Source organism: Alteromonas sp. ABV4_150 (assembly GCF_056311745.1).
The window spans coordinates 2,368,764-2,386,696 of the sequence record NZ_CM149971.1; the positions used below are offsets into that span (position 1 = coordinate 2,368,764).

Genomic DNA, 17,933 nt, shown 5'->3' on the forward strand with positions numbered 1-17,933 from the left:
GCTTATTATAGGTTTAATCAAAAGGCCTCAGGTTACGTTAACTTATGCGCCTGTGAGATGAACTCATCAATCGAAACGGGTTGCTGATACAAATATCCTTGGCCGTATGCGCATTGGTGATTCTTTAGAAACTGCTGTTGTTGTGGCGTTTCAATGCCTTCAGCAATAATTTTGATATTTAAATTACTCGCAAGCCCGAGAATCGCCTGAACGATAGCCTGGTCGTCGGTATTTTTCTCAAGTTCACTCACAAAAGAACGGTCAATCTTAAGCTCATCAATCGGTAATTTTTTCAAATAAACGAGCGAGCTGAAACCCGTACCGAAATCGTCAATCGATACAGTAATTCCCATAGCTCTGAGCTCGTTAAGCAAAACAGATACTGTGTTTAGGCTATCAACGAATACGCTCTCCGTTAATTCGATAGATAAGTTCGAACCTTGTAGTTGATGGTCATCCAGTGCGTTTTTAATTTGATTCAGCAGTGTTAAATCTGATACTTGGCGACCTGATATATTAATTGCCAATCGAATGTTTAAGTTAGCTGCCTTTAACGCTTCAATAGCATTACAGGCTTCATTAATTAGCCATTCGCCAAAGGGGAAAATGAGTTCACTTTTCTCTGCCAAAGGAATAAATATTTCTGGCGAGATAAATTTATCTTCAGGCGTTATCCACCTTGCGAGCGCTTCACACTTTACGACTTTTCCAGAAGAGAGATCGACGATAGGCTGTAAAAAGAGTTTAAGCTCGCTATTTTTAATGGCGTTGCGAAGCTCTGTTTCAAGCTCATGAATGTCATGATGCTGCCTTTGTAGTTCTTCACTGTATGCAAGGACGACGTTTCTGCCCTGATATTTAGCGGCTTGAAGTGCAATATCTGAACATTGCAGCAGCGTTTCTGATGAACAGCAGTCCTGTGGAAAACTCGCCTCACCAATATTAACACCTAGGTTGGTCTCGTTGCCGTTAAGCACGATGTAGGTCTGGGTGAGTTTGGTTAAAAGCTGTTTAACATACTCGGTAGTGCTTACATCTTTAAAAGTATCTATTCGTTTTACGAGGGCAAACTCGTTACTGCCGATTCTCGCAATAAATCCGCTGTTGCCAACGAAGGTTTGTAGCCGTAAAGCAAAAGACTTTAAAATTTCATCCCCAGATTGATAGCTCAGCGCCTCATTAATCTTTTTGAAGTCGCAAATATCAATGATAAACAACTTAAAAGGGGTTTCTTCCTGTATCAGCCGCCTTATCGTGCTGGTAAACGAATTCCGGTTCGCAACTTTTGTTAACGAATCCATACCGCTGGCGGTAAGCACGTTTTGCTCTTTACTGTGTATGTGCGTGATATCAGTAAATAGGTATACCCAGTGAGTGAGCTCATCGCCTTGTAGCACCGGATGAATGGTAACTTGAAGCCAGACTTTATAATCGTCTACTGGTTGCCAATATATTTCACCTTGCCATGGTGTTTTGCGCTGTACTAACGCTGGTAGAAAAGTAGATGGCGCATCGATGTCTTTTATCAGCTCGCCGATACGAAGAGAGCTTGGTGTAGTGCTATTACAGAGCAGAAGCCGATGTGATGCTTTGTTGTCTAAAATTAACGCGCCCTCATTATCTAAAATAACAACGCCCGTTTCTAGATTATGTATAGCTTGCTGTATGGGGGGAACTAGCTTTTGTAATCGAGTGTTTTTGCGCAATACATTGTTCAACTTGTGCCTAATGTATTCATGCTGCCCTACAATTTCATGGTGGCTTAACAGTAGTTCACGAGCCGCTTGCAGCGTTTGTCGTTTTTCATCAAATTGCTCTTCAACGTTTTTCAGCACGAGGTAGCGAGAGCCTGAGCCGCTATTTATCGCCAAGGCTTCTAGACGCAAAACCTGATGTTCGCTTTGTTCTGTCCAAAAGCCCGAAGATAGCGTAAACGAGGTGTTACCTTTCCAAACCTCGTCAGCGTCAGTAAAAAAGTCATCTAAATAGATAGAGGAGATGTGTTTCTTGTGCAGTTTGTTGTTATCGTCGAGCGAAACAACGTCAGCTAACCATGGAATTTCGGGTGTTAAACACGCAATATCGGTTTCAGAGTTGAACTTAAACAACGCGCAGTTAGTGATGCCCAACGCATTCAGTAAATGGATATCCATGGCATTCTCCTACCAAAATGCAATCGTATTGAATAACTTTTCTACATTTTCACCAGTTTTCGCACTTGTTTTGGTAAGTGATGCAAACCTCTGCGCGTAATTATCCAATTCCTCCTCACTCCAATGCCAACTGGTAGGAAGGTCAGTTTTATTAACCACGAAAAAGGCGGGAATGTCAGGATAGTGCTCTCGGGCGAGCTCAAGAATTTCTATACCCTCGAGTAGGGATTGAGAACGGGTTTGGTCAACCACGATAATATAAGCACTGGCGCCGCGAAGGTAGCGAGGATTAAAGCCACAGTATCTATCGATACCCTCTAAGTCCCAAAGGAGAAGCTGAACACCTCGTCCTTCTTTATTGACTTGTTTTTTGTCTATTTTGACGCCAATAGTTGTCTTGTACTTTTCAGAAAAAATACCTTCAACAAACTGCTTTACTAGGCTTGTTTTACCAACACCAGTGGGCCCTAGAATACAAACTTTTTTCTGTATCACCGCAAAGCTTCCTTACTATTGCTCATTGGATATTAAAACATTTAACATAACTGACCGCCCCATTGATGCATTCTTCAATGGCAGCTCTCCTAAGCTTACGGGTATAAGAATATCACTTTCTACGCCAAGTGAAATTAATGAATTCACAACATTCTCTGCTCGTTTTTGGCTCAAGGCGCGATTGCGTGCGCTTGAGCCAGAGTTGTCACTGGCGCCCATCACAACAATACTCACAACCGTATTTGTCTTGTCTGCGAGCGTAAGCAATTGTTTTATGTCGTTTGCTAGCGCTTCTAGTTTTGCTAACTGTACTTCAGAAAGCGCCTCTTGGTTAGTAGCAAAAAGTACACTTTGTGAAGAAACCTTGTTAACGAGTCGATTTAAAGTCGCTTTTTGAACCACAGCTTGATCAACATCGTATGCCTGTTTCACTTTAAGGGCATTAGTGTCCATAGAAATCGACGATATACCAGGGATTGCACTTATTTGCCGAGTAAGCTCTATCGCGGTGGTGTTAAATACAGTTCCTGATATCAAGAATCTGCCGTTATCACCTTTATCAACTGAAATGCTTTCTGCTTCGCTGAGTGGATAGCCGGTAATGAGCCTTTCGAGCTTTTGTTCAACCATGCTGGTTTTTAGAGAGACAAAGGGCTCTTCAATTATTGTGACCTTTTCCGTATCAATGTCATTTTCATTTAGCCACTTTTCTATGTCGGTGGCTATGGGGTCCCGTAGCACTTTGGCATGTATTCTCCCGTGAGAAATATAAGTATCTGTAACTACGATACCTGGCGGAGGAGTAAGCTCGTGCATATCGCTTTTGAGAACACTTAGAGACAATCTCATAAACGACAGCACTGCTAGCACGGCAAAGATTACCATTAGCACGACAGCGCCTATCATGCGTTTCGATTTTTTACCTTCACCTTCTTTCCTTTCACTGATCAAGCAATCCGCAAGAATAGTTTCGCATCCCTCAAAAGGAGCATTGTCGCCTTCATAATGAATTAAAGGTTGTTGGTAAAACTGATGAAATTCCTCCAGAGCCTGCTGAAGTTTACCCCGTACTTCAGGCGGAATACTTCCAGTAACTGCAGCAACCAGCAGTGCTTGCGGACCAATTTTAATCAGTAGTGTAAAATCTTCTGTTTTTATCTCGCCTAGCTCGTTTTCAGATTCGGTAGCTGTTACGCCAAACGCATCCGCAACGAAGTCATTGATGGCGACAAGCATCGAAGAAATGAGATCTGCATCTTTTTCTTTTTCCGGATCGGACGAGATACTGTGAAGTAAAGTGCCGGTTTCACGGTGAATGACGAGCAGCTGCTGAACTTGATACTGATAGATTTGCGACGCGACATATTCCGAGTATTTAACGCCAGACTGCCAGGCTTTGAAGCGCCAAGAGATACTTTTGGGACTGAAGCTATTTTCGATTAATGCGTTGGTTCGCTCAATAAACTCCACTAGAAACGAAGAAACGGCTTTTCTTACAAGCGTACCGACTAACGGATAAAGCGTGCCCACGATTTTTTCGCTATTGGCTTCTATAGACCGGTGCAGCGACTTTTCAACAAGGGGAACTAAAACCTTGTTAACCGAACCATCTTTTGTTTCTCGATCAAACAGTGCTTCGGAGACGACATTAGTCACGATGCCTTTGGCATCGTGCTTTAGCTTCTCTTGAACAAACTTGTCATCCCGTCCAATAAGCAGCTCTCTAACTTTTTCAAGAGAGTTATCCTGCAATTCAGACGGCGGCACCTTGTCACTCATTAATTAATGATCGGTAGCGAGGTTGGTTGCCATGGTTGAAAGCAAGTTTGCCAGTGTCTTTCTGTCAGTTTTACTCTCTGAAAGCTCACTGGTAACCTGCTGAAGCTTTTCTAACAACTCTTGATGGCGCTTGCTGAACAGGTTGTCGAGTGATTCCAACTCTTTCACCACATGTGCTTCTAGCGCGTCGTTGTCGTTCTTCGCAGCGGTTTCGGCTATTTCTAATTCGCTTTGTAGCTTATCTGTAGTGTGCTGTAACTGCTCTTGCACGTTACTGTGATTGTCATTGGCACTGGCTAACTGGTTTGAAAGTTCGGTGATCTGCTGGTCGATAAGCTTACGTATATCGTTGAGCTGGTCATCAAGGTGTGCGTTTAGTTTAGTAAAGCTGTCGTTCACTCGTGACTCTAGAGCAGAAAGATCTGCGCGAAAAGCACGGTTTGTTTGGCCAAATAATATTTCTCTAAGTTGAGCAAGTTCGTCAGCGGGTTGAGGAGCGCTCTGTGTTGCGTTAACGTCTTGCGCTTGCTGGTCCTTCGGCTTTTTGTCCGCCATAAAATGTCTCCGGAAGGTGCAGTACGTTTACTATTAGTAGCAAATAGCCTGCGATCACATTTTTGTCTATGCTAATAATTTTAGGTTTGTCTTTATACAATAGCCGCTAATCACTTACTTTGAAATAAGCTAAAAGCATAATAGTGGCAAATATCTACAAAAATTCTTACACAAAAAAGCGCCATATTTTCAGTAAGTTGAATGAGCCATAAATACTTTCTTATGTAACATGCGATTTGAACTGTTTTTTTAGACTGGAATAGGCCTATCAAATAATGGCAAGCGACATTGTTTTTTTATTGAACATAGGTACTATACGCCGCTCGCGTCTAAGCGAGGTTTATAAGTAATAATTGTGTCTGAGGTTCCTGTCGTGTCTATCACTCCATTAAATCGTAAGTTCTCTGTCGCCCCAATGCTGGACTGTACGAGCAGTTCTTCTCTAGCCCTTTAAATATAAGGTTTTAAGCAGCGCTCCCTCAATGTAATTCCACCTATTAGTCCCCGCGTTAGTGCGAAAGTCTCGCAAAACCATGCTAATAAACTCAAGCAACATATCAAGATTAAAGTGCACTTATCTCACAATGATTTAGACTGAGGGTATCCAACGATAGCTTTAAAGCGCCCGCGACATCAAAATGTGGTTGACGGACATAGTTGTAAAACTGGTAGAAATTGGTTTGTCTATAGGCTTTCTACCAGTTTTTTGCTTAATTAAAGTTTTGGTGGAAAATGACTTTAAGATACATTATTGTTTGACGCTTTTATTTTACAGGATGTAAAAAAGTGTTTAAAAACAATACAAAAACAATCGCAGTTTCACTTCTAGTAACTTCTTTCTTAACGGCTTGTACTGCTTCAAATGGTAATTTTTCAGAGGAAGATGAAAGAGAAATTAAAGTTAAAGGTTTAACCGATCATTCTCTAAATTCTACCAATATAGACCAATGGGCATTTGAAGTGTCGGGGATCAGGCACAACGGCACTAAAATATACGAGCATGTTTGGTACAAACCTATTGCTTACTTTGCAACTGGCCCTGGTGTCTATGAAGTAGATGTTACGTGCTACTATCGTTTAGCAAGAGATGTAAATACTAAACATTATGCATCTACACAAACTCACACGGTAGATCTGAGTCTTTATCCGTCCGTCACATTCTTAATAGAAGGTTCTTCTCGCCAATGTAGCTCAACTCCGAAGTTCAGGGGGATATAATGATTACTACAATTGCACAAAAATTTAAAATTAAAGCAGTCTCAATATTTAGCGTCTTAGCGCTGGCTGGCTGCGCAGGTTCGACAAACCATCTAAAAAGTGAAGAATCTACATTTCGCCCAACGATCAGTTCTATACAAAAAGCATTACCTAGAGGTATTGATCTTAAAGTTACGGCTAAATCCAAGGGATGGGATAATTCGGAATATTTCTTAATAGAAAAAGTCGAGGCGGTTCGAGAAGGGAGTTTGAATTCGCGAACCTGTTATACAATTATTAGCAAAAATGACGTTTGCGAAAATGGAGTGAGTAGCTTTCGGCCTTTACCTGGAAGAGAGTATGAGGTTGTAGTAAGTATACGGAATTACAATGGGCTAATGTCTAGTTCGTATAACGAAAAAACTGGTAATTGGTATAGGTCTTCAGGTTTTACCAGAGCAAGTTGGGGCTTCTGGAATAATCACAAAGAAGCTTTGATAGAACTCGCTAGCGCCTCCACTAGCTATAACTCGCTTGTGAACAACGTACAAAACTCTAACCCTGATTATAAGTCACTTTCGAAAGTAGAGTTACCGCTAAAGTTAAACAATCCTTATAGTATTGTAGAGCTAGTATCAATAGTTAGAGGCGCTACTAACGAAGAGTACATTAATTCGGAGTTCGCAAGTTTGCTGTCTCTTAAAAAGCAAGAGGAAGCCGAGGCAGAAAAGCTGGCAATCGCTCGTAAAAAAGAAAAAGAAAAACGTGCGATTGAGAGGGAGGCTCGCTTGAGAGAGGAAAGAAGACAAGCTGCCGAACTCGCTAAACTTGAAAAGCGTAGACGTGCTGAAGAGTTACTTCTTCTTGGAGAGCCGGAGACTATTGGTAGAAAAGTTTGCAAAAATGGAACGTTAATGTTTCAAGCGCGACGCAGGCTAGCAATAGATCCTTACAATGGTGGGCCAATACAGAATTACAAGGCTGATGGTCAATTGATAGGATTTATCGAAGGCGCGTCACCAGATAAAGAAAGACTCCAAATTAGGCTTTCTGGTTATGCATTCAAGGAGCGCGGGATTAGCGCTACTAACATCCCTATGATGGACGGAATTCAAGCAAACTCCGGAACACTTACGTGGGATACCAAGAGAAACTGGTTTTTTTGCTCCGCTGATTAAGCTAAAAACGAGTAAACGATAACCAGATAAGAAGAGGTGGAGAAATTCTCCATCTCTTCCCGATTCATGCGATTCTTATCTACTTTCAGGAGACGGCACATCACCAAGAACCACCACCTCTCTCTTCTTGTAAATAAAATCAGCAAGATCTAGCACGCTTACCAGGGGACGAGACTTGCGATTTCCTTTCTCGACTTCCATGTAGTACAAATCTTTATAAGCTCCACTCTTTAGCTTTGCTTCCGCCGAACCAGAGGAAATTTGAAAAAGTTGTGCAGCTTCAGCAAATGGAACAACTGCGCGATTGCCGAGCTGCTGAAAGAAAAAGGTGGCTAGTTGGAGTTTCGACATTGACGCGTTTAGCGTATCTACAGACTGTTCGTGAAGACTGATATCTTGCATATTTTTTTGGGTACTCAGTTTAGCTGACTTGCTTGCGACTAAATCCTTAGCCACTTGCATCAACGAAATATCACAATCCAATTCCTTCGACTGTGCGAAATACTTTGCCAGATCGGTAAGAAGCGTCTTCGAAGCAGGTTTCGCTGCAAACCACGTTGAGATATCACTTGGTTGTACATACGCATTATTGAATTGTTGAACCAGTAATGAAAATAAAGTGGTTACCATCGAGTACAGCCTCATTTTGTTCTGACAGTTAAAAGTGTATTTGGAAAAGCGAGAAATAAACACAACCTCATTTGCGCTTTTTTGAAAATAATCTGCGATGTGAGCGAAGACATTCTCAAAACTTACTTCTTGGTAAATGTTAGCGATTAGGCATACACAAAGCGCCTTAAAATCAAATTTGTTTGGAAATTAAGTTTGGTGGCTATTAGTTAGGAGCTAGGATGTTGTTGTTTGAAGTTGAACTATTTAGCTTCGTCGCGATTCATCGAAGCGTTTACGAGTGGAGAAACGACAGGAACGAAGGTTTTGGATTCGTCTGTTAGGCAAAAATAAAGCCAGCGAAAAGCTGGCTTCAGTAGTTCAAAGTCTTTTGATGAACTTTGAAACACTACAGTTGAACAAGTAATGAAAGTGAGGCAAGAGTGCACTTGTAAGTACGTGCTGTGTAACCTCTGACTCGAAATGCTTCAGAACCGAAAAGTGAGATGTGAAATAAACGCCCGCTACGGTTCTTAACTTCTCGTCCAAAGACATCACTAAATCCATGCTTAGCAGCAGAAACTCAGTTTGAGCTGCATAATTTCTCACGTAATAGATATAGGAGCCTTCACTCTCGTATAAAGCAATGTAGTCCTCATCATCTGAAATGCAACGCTTTGGCTGTTCAATGAGCGATAGGTGTGTCATGTCTTATTTCCTTTCCTGATTAGTCTTATCTTTTAATAAGTCAGTAATAGGGAAATTTTTCTGATAGGGAGACTAAGTAATTATGAATAACAACAAAAAGGAAAATTCATGACTACAAATACATATCTATGCTCCGCAATCGTATCCGAAATTTTCAATAACATGGCAAATGCATTTATGGCTTATCGAGATGAGTTCGATGGAAGTCAATACAGAAACAATCAGCACATTGAAGACGTTATTATGAATGTTATTTTGCAAAATCACATTGTGTCGAATCCTGCGTATTTTCCGGTGATACGTGAACTCATCGGCGTTGTATTGAGCGAGCCTGAGCTTTATGCCGAGTGGACAGAAGGCGATTTAGATTTTTTCTCAAAACAGATGAAGTTGGACTTTCACACTGAAGAAAGAGAGGAGTTTCCCATCTAGAAGCCTAGTTACTTCTAAGGACAAAACAGGAGTAACAAAATGCAAGACTTAAAAACATCCATCATCAGGAAATATCAACGACGCTCTAAGTCGCCATTTGAAGGAGATGACTCAACAATCCTATTATTAGCGAATGTGACTGATGAACCAACAGGCGTTGTGTTGAATTACCAGCGATACATTTATTTGCATCGCGATAATGTCGGCAGATGGCTGGGGATATCAATCAGCCATTCTCTTGAGCAGGAAATGAATGACGGAGGTGGTAAATACCGCCAAGGAAAAGAAGCGCTTTCTCTACTGCTTTCTTACCATCAAGAGATAAACGGTTTTTTGAAACATTTTTCTGATGAGGTAGAGAGCATATTCGGTATTGATGCTGAAACTTGGATGATTGCGTGTAAAGCACGATGGAAAAAACTATCTAAATAATACTGGCGACTCATTAGAGTCGCCCTTTTTTGGTATCTTAAAAACTTAAATATTTTTAGTTTCTACGTGATACAAGATTTAGCGAAGAGGGTGTTTTACCGCCTCTTTATGATGATTATTTAGTGATATTCTACTTTCCTTTTTTTAACTATTACATCACTTGTTTTATCTGCAACCCATTCACCATTTAGTTTCTTGTATGTTTTTATCGTTCTTTTTTTATACATTCCGTTGTCATAGAATTCAAAAGTATTCGTAAAAGCTTTTGGTTCATAAACTGAATCTGAGCCAAAAGGCAACGTGTATTTTTGACTAACTACACTTTCTAGCGTCTCAACATCTATTTCATATCGTAAAATTGAATTGAAATATCTATCTAGGGATATTATAGACTTTAGCTTATCTGACTCGCTATATTTATATTCGACCTCTGTTTCGGGTTTTCGAAAAGCTTTTGCATAATATGGATAATACTTAGTTGAAAGCACCTTTTCGCGTTCTATTTGAATATCTAAGCGCCACTGATAACCACTATCGATATCTTCTTCAAATACTTGTATAAGGCTTGGTTTGTAAAAAAAGTTCCAAGTTTTGGCAATCTCACCGCTTTTATCGTAGTAAAGCACTGCTTTTAATCTTCCATCAGAGTGGTACTTCAAAGCATTGACCGTTTTTTTCTGAGCTTTTTGGGGATCGTATACTTCAAGTTTGAGTTCAGGGCTAAAATATTCTTGGGATTGTGATTCTACTCTGCCGTTTTTAAGTTTAGTAGCATAAGCTCGCCACAAATATCCGTCTTTAAATTCGTGAGTTTGGATTTCATCTTTACTTTTTTTAACAAACTTGTACTCAGTAACTTTTGTTTTATCGAAGAACGGCGTTTCTGACCGCAGAATATTACACTTTTCGTCATACCAAACTTTTTTAGAGGAGCCTTCATTCATTTCCAAACGTTGTTCTCCGTATTCGTCCTTAACCGTAAATGTTGTCTCTTCAGTGTAAGAGATTCGTAGGTTATTATTAAAATGCGGTGTGCAGTCCTCATAAAGTCCATTCATGTAAATATAAGACTCTGCTTTATGCCTCTTTTCTACAATATTTAAAGTGTGCGAGTGAGAGTTATATGAAAATGCTGCTAAAAGAAGAATAAAAGCCGTCCTTAACACGTACTACTCCGTTTTTTATAATTTTTAATTCAGTAAACCCTTTATGTTATGTTCAAAATGCGCGAGTGTATAGTCTTAATCTTGCGGAATCTAGGTGTGAACTCTTAGGTGTTATTAAAGAGTGCATAGTTGAAGTGCTCGGATACTTAAGGTACTGCTTGAAATTAAGATATCATGAATAGAGTATTCTTAAGCAACAATACCCCTGGCCAGATGCAGTGGCAATAAAATGCAGGAAGCATAAACGAGCGACATCAAATTATTCAGAACGCTACCAGATTCAGTTGAAGAGTTAACTCCGAAATCTGCAAAGCTTGAACGGGAGCTTCAGAAGCAGATAGAAGCGAATATGGATACGTTTCTTAGTATCCGTTTCTTGGCTACTGAGTTTGCAACATCTAATGGTGGTCGCATAGATAGCCTAGGATTAGACGAGAACGGATGTCCTGTCATTATCGAGTACAAACGGCACTCGAATGAAAATGTGATAAACCAAGGTCTGTTTTATCTGGACTGGCTGCTAGATCACAAAGCTGATTTCAAGTTACTAGCGATGTCAGTGCTGGGTAACGATGTTGCCGATACAATTGAGTGGTCTGGCGCACGCCTTGTGTGCATCGCTTCAGATTTTAACCGCTATGATGAGTACGCCATTAAGCAGATAGATCGTAATATCGAGCTAATGCGCTACAAGTATTTTTCTAATGATTTACTGCTCCTTGAGCTAGTGAATACCCAGATATCCTCCAAGCCTGCTGCTCAAGAGCCAGTCACTGTTACCTCAATACAGGCAGAAGCAAAGAAGGCGTCAGCTTACGACTGGACGTTGGAAAAGGCTAAGAGTCAGTGTAGCGAAACATTGCTATCACTTTTTGACGAACTGTGTTTATTTACAGAATCGCTGAGCGATGACATCGTTCGCAAAGACTTAAAGTTGTACACCGCATTCAAAAGAATCAAAAACCTCGCATGTGTCAGCATTGTGCCAAATAAAGATCCTCGCGTGATCATCTGGCTTAAGCTTGATCCTGCCTCCATAGAACTTGAAAACGGCTTTACAAAAGATGTACGTAATGTCGGTCATTGGGGGACGGGTGACCTAGAGGTTGAAATTCGCAATGAAGAGCAGGCGAATAAAGCAAAAATTCTCATACAGAAAGCGTTTGAAGAAAGCTGATTTTTTTCAATGCGAAGAGGCTTAAAACCTCGGGTAATGTTACAATCTCGGGCAATATAGAAGTCTTGATAGAAGGGCATTGAAGCCCCAAGCAGTTAGCGCTACCGCCTTTTAGTGACATTCACTATGAGGGGGATAACAGGCGTGCTTTCTTTGGAAGAAGCGATTCGTATTAGGGATACCCTTAAAGGGATTGAGAGCAGGGCAGTAGGGGAATTATTGCGTTGGATTAGCAATCAGTGTTAAGGATTATAAAAGGGACGTAGTATGGCTGTATTATATCCAGAATGGCAGATAATTAACTGCCTTCGGGTAAAGCCAGAAGAAGGTGAAATACACCTTCTTAAAGAGCTGGAAGAAAAATTAGATGATAATTACGAGATATTCTTTAACTCCTTTTTAGATGGTGACAGACCAGACATAGTCATCTTAAAAAAGGGCGCAGGAGCATTCATTGTTGAAGTTAAAGATTGGAATTTATCTAATTTTAGCGTGGATGCAAACAATACATGGAGAATAGAAAACACAGTAAAGAGTTCGCCGCATCAGCAAGTATTTACCTATAAAAAAAATATGTATGACTTACATATTCCGCTTTTAGGTTTACGGGAAGTAATCAATAGTAACTTTTTCAACCTTATCGGGGTCTCTGTTTATTTTCACAAAGCAACTCGCGAAAGTCTTAACCACTTTTATTTTGAGGCTATTGGCGCAGCGACAGACCAAATAAATCAAACAAACCGTATTCGCGCCGACCTTCCAACCTTTGAATATGAAAAGCGGGTTAACTATTGGTCAGTACAAAAAAAGCGATTAAATCGAGACCTCAACATGTCAATAGGTCTAGACATGATAGACAAACTTGTTAATAAACTTAAACAGATGTCTAACCACATTCTATTTACCGATGACATTTATGATGATTTAAAACGGCGGCTTATGCCACCAGAGTTCGTGAAAAGCCAAGCTGAGAAAATTAACTTTGATAAGAAACAGCTACCACTGACATATAGCAAAGCTGCGCTGAGCAAAGTTAAGGGCGTTGCTGGGTGCGGAAAAACTACCATACTAGCGCAACGAGCGATCAATGCATTATCTAGACATGGCGAGCGGGTGCTAATACTAACCTACAATATTACTATCAGGCATTATATTAGGGATGCAATAAGCAGGTTATACGGTAAGAAAGTTGCTCAAGAAATAGAAATTATTCATTACCATGCCTTTATAAAGTCACAAATGAATGAGCACAATATTAGCTTTTCTGAAGAGATGAAACGCTTTAAAGGAACTGACAAGGAAAAAATGAGTAAGGTCTTCAAAAGCACAAAGTTATTTGAAGGCATTGATGTAACGAAGTACGCAACAATTTTGCTTGATGAAGTTCAAGACTATGAACCAGATTGGATAAAAGTGATTCGCAATATTTTTCTTAAAGATAACGGTGAAATGGTATTGTTTGGTGATCAGTCGCAGAATATTTATGAAAGAGATGATAGTAAACGCGAATCTTCTATAGTAAATGGTTTTGGCACATGGAAAGAACTAAAAAAGTCCTATCGTTCGGATATTAATACTCCCTTAGTAAGGCTTTTTTCGAATTTTCAAACGACTTTTTTAGTTAATAAATACAGGGATTCAGAAGTATTTGAGTTTTCTATGAATCAAGACGGTTTGGACTTTCGTTCTGAAGTTCTAATCAGTAAAACCATTCCAGATCAGTTTGATGCAGAAGAAATCTCAAAAACCATCGATTCGTTAATACGTAAAGAAAAATTTCATCCAAATGATGTCGCTATAGTCGCTTCCCAAGTAGACCCTCTTTTTAAAATAAACAATGAGATATCGACTCGTGAAAAAACAAAAATCATGTTTGAAACCGAAGAGGAAATAGAATCGCTTAAGCAACAGAATAGATATAATAATGAATCCATTGAGAAACTGAGAAGAAGAAAGAAAACCTTTTTCTTTCAAAATTCTGGCCTTATAAAAATCTCTACCATTCACAGCTTTAAAGGCTTGGAGGCCGAGACGGTTTTTTTAATAATTCAACCGCAAGATACCCCAGAAGTTGTTTATACCGGAATTACGCGGGCCAAAACCAATCTGATTGTATTACATTGTAAATCTTCTCAATTCACTAGTTTCTTTGAAGACATGATAGCTTAAAGGAGTATGTTGATGTTAAGCGCTATCTGGATTTTATTAAAATTCATCGGAAGGCTAACCTTGGAGTGTCTAACTCTATTCAACTATATGCATTATGATTCAGAGCGTTCAAAGCTAAGAAATGCCGAGAATCAATATCGAAGTCTTGTGAAAGAGACCAACACCTTTATTAACAAACGGAACTTGATTATAAAAAGGGTTAAAGCTCAGCTAAAAGCGGTTTCAACTAGTCTTAACTTTTGTTTTAAAAGCATTATGAAAGACAAGAAAGTAGCTTCTTTAGAACTCGAACTGAATGAGCAACAAAAACTAGCAGGTTTAAGTGGCCTAACTGAAGACAAATTGTTTGCTCTAAAAGCGTTTTCGTTGGGTAGCATTGGCGCAGTAGGCGGTGGCACTTTTGCAGGTGCTGGCTGGGTGATAGTGGCTGCACTGGGTACTGCTTCCACAGGCACCGCAATTGGCGGGTTATCAGGAGTCGCTGCTTTCAATGCAACATTAGCTTGGTTTGGCGGTGGAGCAATTGTTGCTGGAGGTGCAGGTATGGCTGGCGGGGCTGGAGTATTAGCCTTGATTGTAATGGCTCCAGTAGCTTTATTGGCTGGCTATTTCACATATCGTAGTGCTCTCAAACTAGAGCGGAAAAGGAAACTAATAGAACAGGAAATTCTATCCATTGAAAAACAATATGATATGGCTCACAGAGATTACCATACGTTATTGTTGCAAGAGGCGAAAATAAAACGTGTGCTAAATACGTTTATAATTTCTGTCGATAGAATTAAAAAAAAGTACCTTCCATTTGGAAGACTTTCAAAAGTCTTGAACTATTGGCGGAACGATACTCAGAAAGTTGATGCTATGAACGCGGAGTTACGAATAATAGTTAGCGATTTCTTTCAAAAAATGGAAGCCCCTCAATTGAATAATAATATTTCTCTTCCAAAGAATCTAAGTAGTGTTGAAGCCATTAATTCATAAATAAGTGTGCTCAACCATCACTTCGTAAACTGCCAACCCGCGAATTTCCTAGAATTCGCAACGTGATTGGATGCCATCAAAGGTCTCCGGCTGCTTACCTTGTTGTATTTGCAGTGAAGAGCCAACGCTAGGTTCGTTGGTTGATATCTCGGCACGAATGCGCTGCTTGAGAGATATCTGATGATCGGCAGAGCAAAAAAATGGAAAAAAAGCAGGCATTTCGATGCCTGCTTTTTCGCTGAAAATAAAAATTTTTTAAGCTAGGAATGCAATAGCAATGGACAGATTAGTCGTAAAAAAGCTTTCATTAAATGAAAGGTTAGCAGATGGATTAGCAAGACGTTTTTACAAATCTGTTAAATCGCACACTAGAAAAGCTGTGACTACAGTAGCACTTTACGGTGAACCAGACAGTTTCGATGATATTTTTTCCGAAGTCATTGGAAATGTTACTAATGTTAGATCTAAGAAAAGTGCAATCCAAAACATTAAGAGAAATTTCTCGTTATTTTTTTTCGCCTGTGAAGAGCAACTTAACCTTATGGATGGGCGAAAATTACATTCAATATCAATAAACGGTTTTTTTGTAAGCCAAGGTTTAGTTCTGTGTAATAACACGTTAATACATCTAAAAAAGCCACAAAAATCAGTGGGATTTAACTTTTTCATTGGTTTCACGATTCATTCTATTTCGAGAATTCTTTTGAGAATGAAACCAGAAAAGTTAGAGGTCGCATTGCACAGAATAGCGCGGCTTTTGACTCATACACTACAACTAAGAGGTGGTAGCTCTAACGTACCAATGAAAAACAACTCCGAAACTTGGATGTATTTTAAACATGTTGGGGGGTTTTTGCTTAAATGCGAGGGGACTCGGGTAAGCGTAATTACCTTTGTCAGTTGGGAAATTTTTCGCAAAGAGCAAGAAGCGCTAGGCGAAAGGGAGTTAATTGAAATGTTAACTTCCGAGAGAGATGCTGCTGAAATGGTTTATGAGTTAGTTGTAGGAATAGTGAAAAATCGTGTCAGTTCGGTTGTATCTATACCTCGCTCGGGTCACAAGTTTTAACTCCTTAAGTAAAAAGATGACGTAAAAAGCAGAGAGTTATTCAATCATCAATAATATTAATTGGTGACTTCTATGTTAATTCCCACTTGGTGGTTCTATGTAACGTTAGGACTAACTAAGGAGATCGACATGAAGATCACGAAAGAAATAGCTTTTAACACACTTATTAAATTCTCAAAAAATAGCATGACACTCGGATATATATTCCTTGCGTTTGCACTATTTCCATTCTGGCATGAGATAGTCTCTGTACTGCTCGATTGGAAACCTGCTGCTGAAGCTAACTTTGAGTTGAATGAGTATTTTTACTACAACTGTGTGTGTATAGCTGCGTCGCTATTTTTCGCTTTGTCGGCAGGCATTGTTCTGCGGTTTATGGCAGACGAATAAAGCGATCTTACTGACGGGCATTCTATGTCCGTTTTCTTATTCTCCGAAAATTCTCATCAGTCGTTCTTAGTTACTTAAGCAAGTCATAAGCAACTTAGGAGGACAAATGACTAAGCAACAACATCTTGTCGTCATGGCATTAGACATGATTACTAAATTTTTGATGAGTTTAGGGGACGTAATTTTTGTCATTTGGATATTTCAAATGATCACTGGGTTTGAGGCGCATAGCTCATACCCATTCATTGGACTTAAGGGGGCTATCTGTATATTACTAATATATCTGATAGCTCTTGCAATCTATCTACAAGAAGTAAGGCTTCGTAAGAAATTTCTTAAGTAATTATTGAGAGCACCGAAAGGTGCTCTTTTTCTATTTCTTGACCCGTCATCTACCGATAAAAAATCCGCTCGATTGCGGCTATAAACTTTGTTCTAAAGATTATTCTCTCACGAAGCAAAGCGGCGTCACGCTGAGCTAACAACGGCTGTTTCGTTTTTCTATCGATGCGATTAGGAAGCTCTTTCAATAGTTGCTCATAGAAGCGCTGAGTGTCAGCATTGATGCGTTCCGAGCAAGTGATGATGAACACCTTATCGTAAAGCGGGCTATCACTGATTAGCGCATCTTTCAATTTTAGCAGAGTGGCCTCGTGCTGTGCCTTCCTTTTAAAGGAAGCCTCAAGCTCCACAGCGGAGACTTCTCCCGTCGGCAGTAATACCAAGCCATCAACATTTTTTACCGTTGCAGATGGATACAGTCTTTTGAATTCCATTTCTGTTAAAAACGAAGTCCAAAGTGGCTTGGCTAAACCTTCTGAGGTTTTGTTATTAATTCCTTCGTTAAGAACAAAACTTAAAATAGAGTCATGCATTATCGCATTTTGATTTACTTGTGTTATCGGCTCTTTAGCCGAACGAAATGGCACATCAAGACGCATCATTTCAGATGCAAACTGAGCACCTTTATAAGTTAAAACATAAATTCGCCTATCCGCAGCGCGTTCTGTTTGGACTAACGCTAAGTATCCTTGAGAAACAAGCTTACCTAAAAATTCCAGGACTTTGGCCCTTGTTACTCCCCAAGTTTGCTCACACACTAGCGCTGATACAAATCCGAATCGAGCGGCATTTATTAGTGCAAAACGTATTTTATTGCGACTCCGTTGAATATTACTGAGCGCAGGTTGATATTGCATATCAATATTGAAGCAGATTTCGTAGCGTTCAAGAATACTTTTAGTAATACGACTTTCAGACATGATTTCTCCCTTAAATCTAAAAATAGTCATTAGAAAAAAGGCTCAAAGGGCGAGAAATATTGAAGTAGAAGATGTATCTGTTGGTTTTTATGTCGGGATATCATGACTGCTTGCTCGCCCCTATTGATCTCCCAACAAAAAACTGGTGTTAAGGACTACGCTCACAACACTCGTTGTGAGC

General features: G+C 39.8%; 17 protein-coding genes. 9 read left to right on the forward strand and 8 right to left on the reverse strand.

Translation table 11 applies throughout. The features are described 5' to 3' along the window. Positions 1–32: 32 nt before the first annotated feature. The 4 genes from ACYX4M_RS10360 to ACYX4M_RS10375 are packed head-to-tail and all read right to left on the reverse strand — an operon-like array spanning position 33 to position 4,982. Positions 33–2,153, reverse strand: a complete 2,121-nt coding sequence (locus ACYX4M_RS10360) for a putative bifunctional diguanylate cyclase/phosphodiesterase (protein WP_476080036.1) — start codon at positions 2,151–2,153, stop codon at positions 33–35. A gap of 9 nt (positions 2,154–2,162) precedes the next feature. Then, entirely contained in the window at positions 2,163–2,648 is a 486-nt protein-coding gene (locus ACYX4M_RS10365; protein ID WP_476080037.1) for a Rab family GTPase, read from the reverse strand. Positions 2,649–2,663: 15 nt separating this feature from the next. Then, on the reverse strand, positions 2,664–4,427 hold the full coding sequence (locus ACYX4M_RS10370) for an OmpA family protein (RefSeq protein WP_476080038.1): 1,764 nt from the start codon (positions 4,425–4,427) through the stop codon (positions 2,664–2,666). A 3-nt stretch (positions 4,428–4,430) separates the two neighbouring features. Beyond that, the gene (locus tag ACYX4M_RS10375) at positions 4,431–4,982 is read right to left on the reverse strand and encodes a hypothetical protein (protein WP_476080039.1); all 552 of its coding nucleotides are present in this window, start codon (positions 4,980–4,982) and stop codon (positions 4,431–4,433) included. A gap of 786 nt (positions 4,983–5,768) precedes the next feature. Between ACYX4M_RS10375 and ACYX4M_RS10380 the strand changes: the two genes are divergently transcribed. Both ACYX4M_RS10380 and ACYX4M_RS10385 read left to right on the forward strand, forming a co-directional pair. Then, positions 5,769–6,200: a hypothetical protein gene (locus tag ACYX4M_RS10380; protein WP_476080040.1), complete on the forward strand. Its 432-nt coding sequence runs from the start codon at positions 5,769–5,771 to the stop codon at positions 6,198–6,200. Further along, positions 6,200–7,357, forward strand: a complete 1,158-nt coding sequence (locus tag ACYX4M_RS10385) for a hypothetical protein (RefSeq protein ID WP_476080041.1) — start codon at positions 6,200–6,202, stop codon at positions 7,355–7,357. Before ACYX4M_RS10380 ends, ACYX4M_RS10385 begins: the two co-directional genes overlap by 1 nt. A 75-nt stretch (positions 7,358–7,432) precedes the next feature. Here the strand turns inward: ACYX4M_RS10385 and ACYX4M_RS10390 are convergent, their stop codons facing one another. Together ACYX4M_RS10390 and ACYX4M_RS10395 are read right to left on the reverse strand one after the other, a co-directional pair. After that, positions 7,433–7,987, reverse strand: coding sequence for a hypothetical protein (locus tag ACYX4M_RS10390; protein WP_476080042.1), 555 nt, complete (start codon positions 7,985–7,987; stop codon positions 7,433–7,435). A gap of 360 nt (positions 7,988–8,347) precedes the next feature. After that, the gene (locus ACYX4M_RS10395) at positions 8,348–8,674 is read right to left on the reverse strand and encodes a hypothetical protein (RefSeq protein ID WP_476080043.1); all 327 of its coding nucleotides are present in this window, start codon (positions 8,672–8,674) and stop codon (positions 8,348–8,350) included. Positions 8,675–8,782: 108 nt separating this feature from the next. Between ACYX4M_RS10395 and ACYX4M_RS10400 the strand changes: the two genes are divergently transcribed. Continuing rightward, positions 8,783–9,106: a hypothetical protein gene (locus ACYX4M_RS10400; protein WP_476080044.1), complete on the forward strand. Its 324-nt coding sequence runs from the start codon at positions 8,783–8,785 to the stop codon at positions 9,104–9,106. A 39-nt stretch (positions 9,107–9,145) separates the two neighbouring features. After that, positions 9,146–9,538 carry a hypothetical protein gene (locus ACYX4M_RS10405; RefSeq protein WP_476080045.1) on the forward strand — a complete coding sequence of 131 codons (393 nt, stop codon included), beginning with the start codon at positions 9,146–9,148 and terminating at the stop codon, positions 9,536–9,538. A gap of 119 nt (positions 9,539–9,657) precedes the next feature. Here the strand turns inward: ACYX4M_RS10405 and ACYX4M_RS10410 are convergent, their stop codons facing one another. Further along, entirely contained in the window at positions 9,658–10,704 is a 1,047-nt protein-coding gene (locus ACYX4M_RS10410) for a hypothetical protein (RefSeq protein WP_476080046.1), read from the reverse strand. Positions 10,705–11,053: 349 nt separating this feature from the next. Here ACYX4M_RS10410 and ACYX4M_RS10415 point away from each other — a divergent pair, with 349 nt between their 5' ends. The 5 genes from ACYX4M_RS10415 (at position 11,054) to ACYX4M_RS10435 (ending at position 16,490) form a co-directional block, all read left to right on the forward strand. Further along, entirely contained in the window at positions 11,054–11,881 is an 828-nt protein-coding gene (locus ACYX4M_RS10415) for a DUF5655 domain-containing protein (RefSeq protein ID WP_476080047.1), read from the forward strand. A gap of 267 nt (positions 11,882–12,148) precedes the next feature. Next, complete coding sequence (locus ACYX4M_RS10420) at positions 12,149–14,050, forward strand: nuclease-related domain-containing DEAD/DEAH box helicase (protein ID WP_476080048.1); 1,902 nt, start codon at positions 12,149–12,151, stop codon at positions 14,048–14,050. 12 nt (positions 14,051–14,062) lie between these two features. Then, entirely contained in the window at positions 14,063–15,031 is a 969-nt protein-coding gene (locus tag ACYX4M_RS10425; protein WP_476080049.1) for a hypothetical protein, read from the forward strand. Between the two features lie 277 nt (positions 15,032–15,308). After that, positions 15,309–16,100 carry a hypothetical protein gene (locus ACYX4M_RS10430; RefSeq protein ID WP_476080050.1) on the forward strand — a complete coding sequence of 264 codons (792 nt, stop codon included), beginning with the start codon at positions 15,309–15,311 and terminating at the stop codon, positions 16,098–16,100. A gap of 129 nt (positions 16,101–16,229) precedes the next feature. Further along, a complete protein-coding gene (locus ACYX4M_RS10435; RefSeq protein ID WP_100972921.1) occupies positions 16,230–16,490 on the forward strand; it encodes a hypothetical protein in 261 nt (86 codons plus the stop codon). Between the two features lie 392 nt (positions 16,491–16,882). Here ACYX4M_RS10435 and ACYX4M_RS10440 read toward each other — a convergent pair whose 3' ends face one another. Then, the gene (locus ACYX4M_RS10440) at positions 16,883–17,752 is read right to left on the reverse strand and encodes a hypothetical protein (protein ID WP_476080051.1); all 870 of its coding nucleotides are present in this window, start codon (positions 17,750–17,752) and stop codon (positions 16,883–16,885) included. Between the last annotated feature and the right edge of the window lie 181 nt (positions 17,753–17,933).

Bases quoted from the DNA above. Each gene is read 5' to 3' on its own strand.
- ACYX4M_RS10370 (WP_476080038.1), bottom strand. From the start codon at position 4,427: ATGAGTGACAAGGTGCCGCCGTCTGAATTGCAGGATAACTCTCTTGAA.
- ACYX4M_RS10390 (WP_476080042.1), bottom strand. From the start codon at position 7,987: ATGGTAACCACTTTATTTTCATTACTGGTTCAACAATTCAATAATGCG.
- ACYX4M_RS10375 (WP_476080039.1), bottom strand. From the start codon at position 4,982: ATGGCGGACAAAAAGCCGAAGGACCAGCAAGCGCAAGACGTTAACGCA.
- ACYX4M_RS10395 (WP_476080043.1), bottom strand. From the start codon at position 8,674: ATGACACACCTATCGCTCATTGAACAGCCAAAGCGTTGCATTTCAGAT.
- ACYX4M_RS10400 (WP_476080044.1), top strand. From the start codon at position 8,783: ATGACTACAAATACATATCTATGCTCCGCAATCGTATCCGAAATTTTC.
- ACYX4M_RS10440 (WP_476080051.1), bottom strand. From the start codon at position 17,752: ATGTCTGAAAGTCGTATTACTAAAAGTATTCTTGAACGCTACGAAATC.
- ACYX4M_RS10425 (WP_476080049.1), top strand. From the start codon at position 14,063: ATGTTAAGCGCTATCTGGATTTTATTAAAATTCATCGGAAGGCTAACC.
- ACYX4M_RS10435 (WP_100972921.1), top strand. From the start codon at position 16,230: ATGAAGATCACGAAAGAAATAGCTTTTAACACACTTATTAAATTCTCA.
- ACYX4M_RS10405 (WP_476080045.1), top strand. From the start codon at position 9,146: ATGCAAGACTTAAAAACATCCATCATCAGGAAATATCAACGACGCTCT.
- ACYX4M_RS10360 (WP_476080036.1), bottom strand. From the start codon at position 2,153: ATGGATATCCATTTACTGAATGCGTTGGGCATCACTAACTGCGCGTTG.
- ACYX4M_RS10385 (WP_476080041.1), top strand. From the start codon at position 6,200: ATGATTACTACAATTGCACAAAAATTTAAAATTAAAGCAGTCTCAATA.
- ACYX4M_RS10415 (WP_476080047.1), top strand. From the start codon at position 11,054: ATGGATACGTTTCTTAGTATCCGTTTCTTGGCTACTGAGTTTGCAACA.
- ACYX4M_RS10430 (WP_476080050.1), top strand. From the start codon at position 15,309: ATGGACAGATTAGTCGTAAAAAAGCTTTCATTAAATGAAAGGTTAGCA.
- ACYX4M_RS10420 (WP_476080048.1), top strand. From the start codon at position 12,149: ATGGCTGTATTATATCCAGAATGGCAGATAATTAACTGCCTTCGGGTA.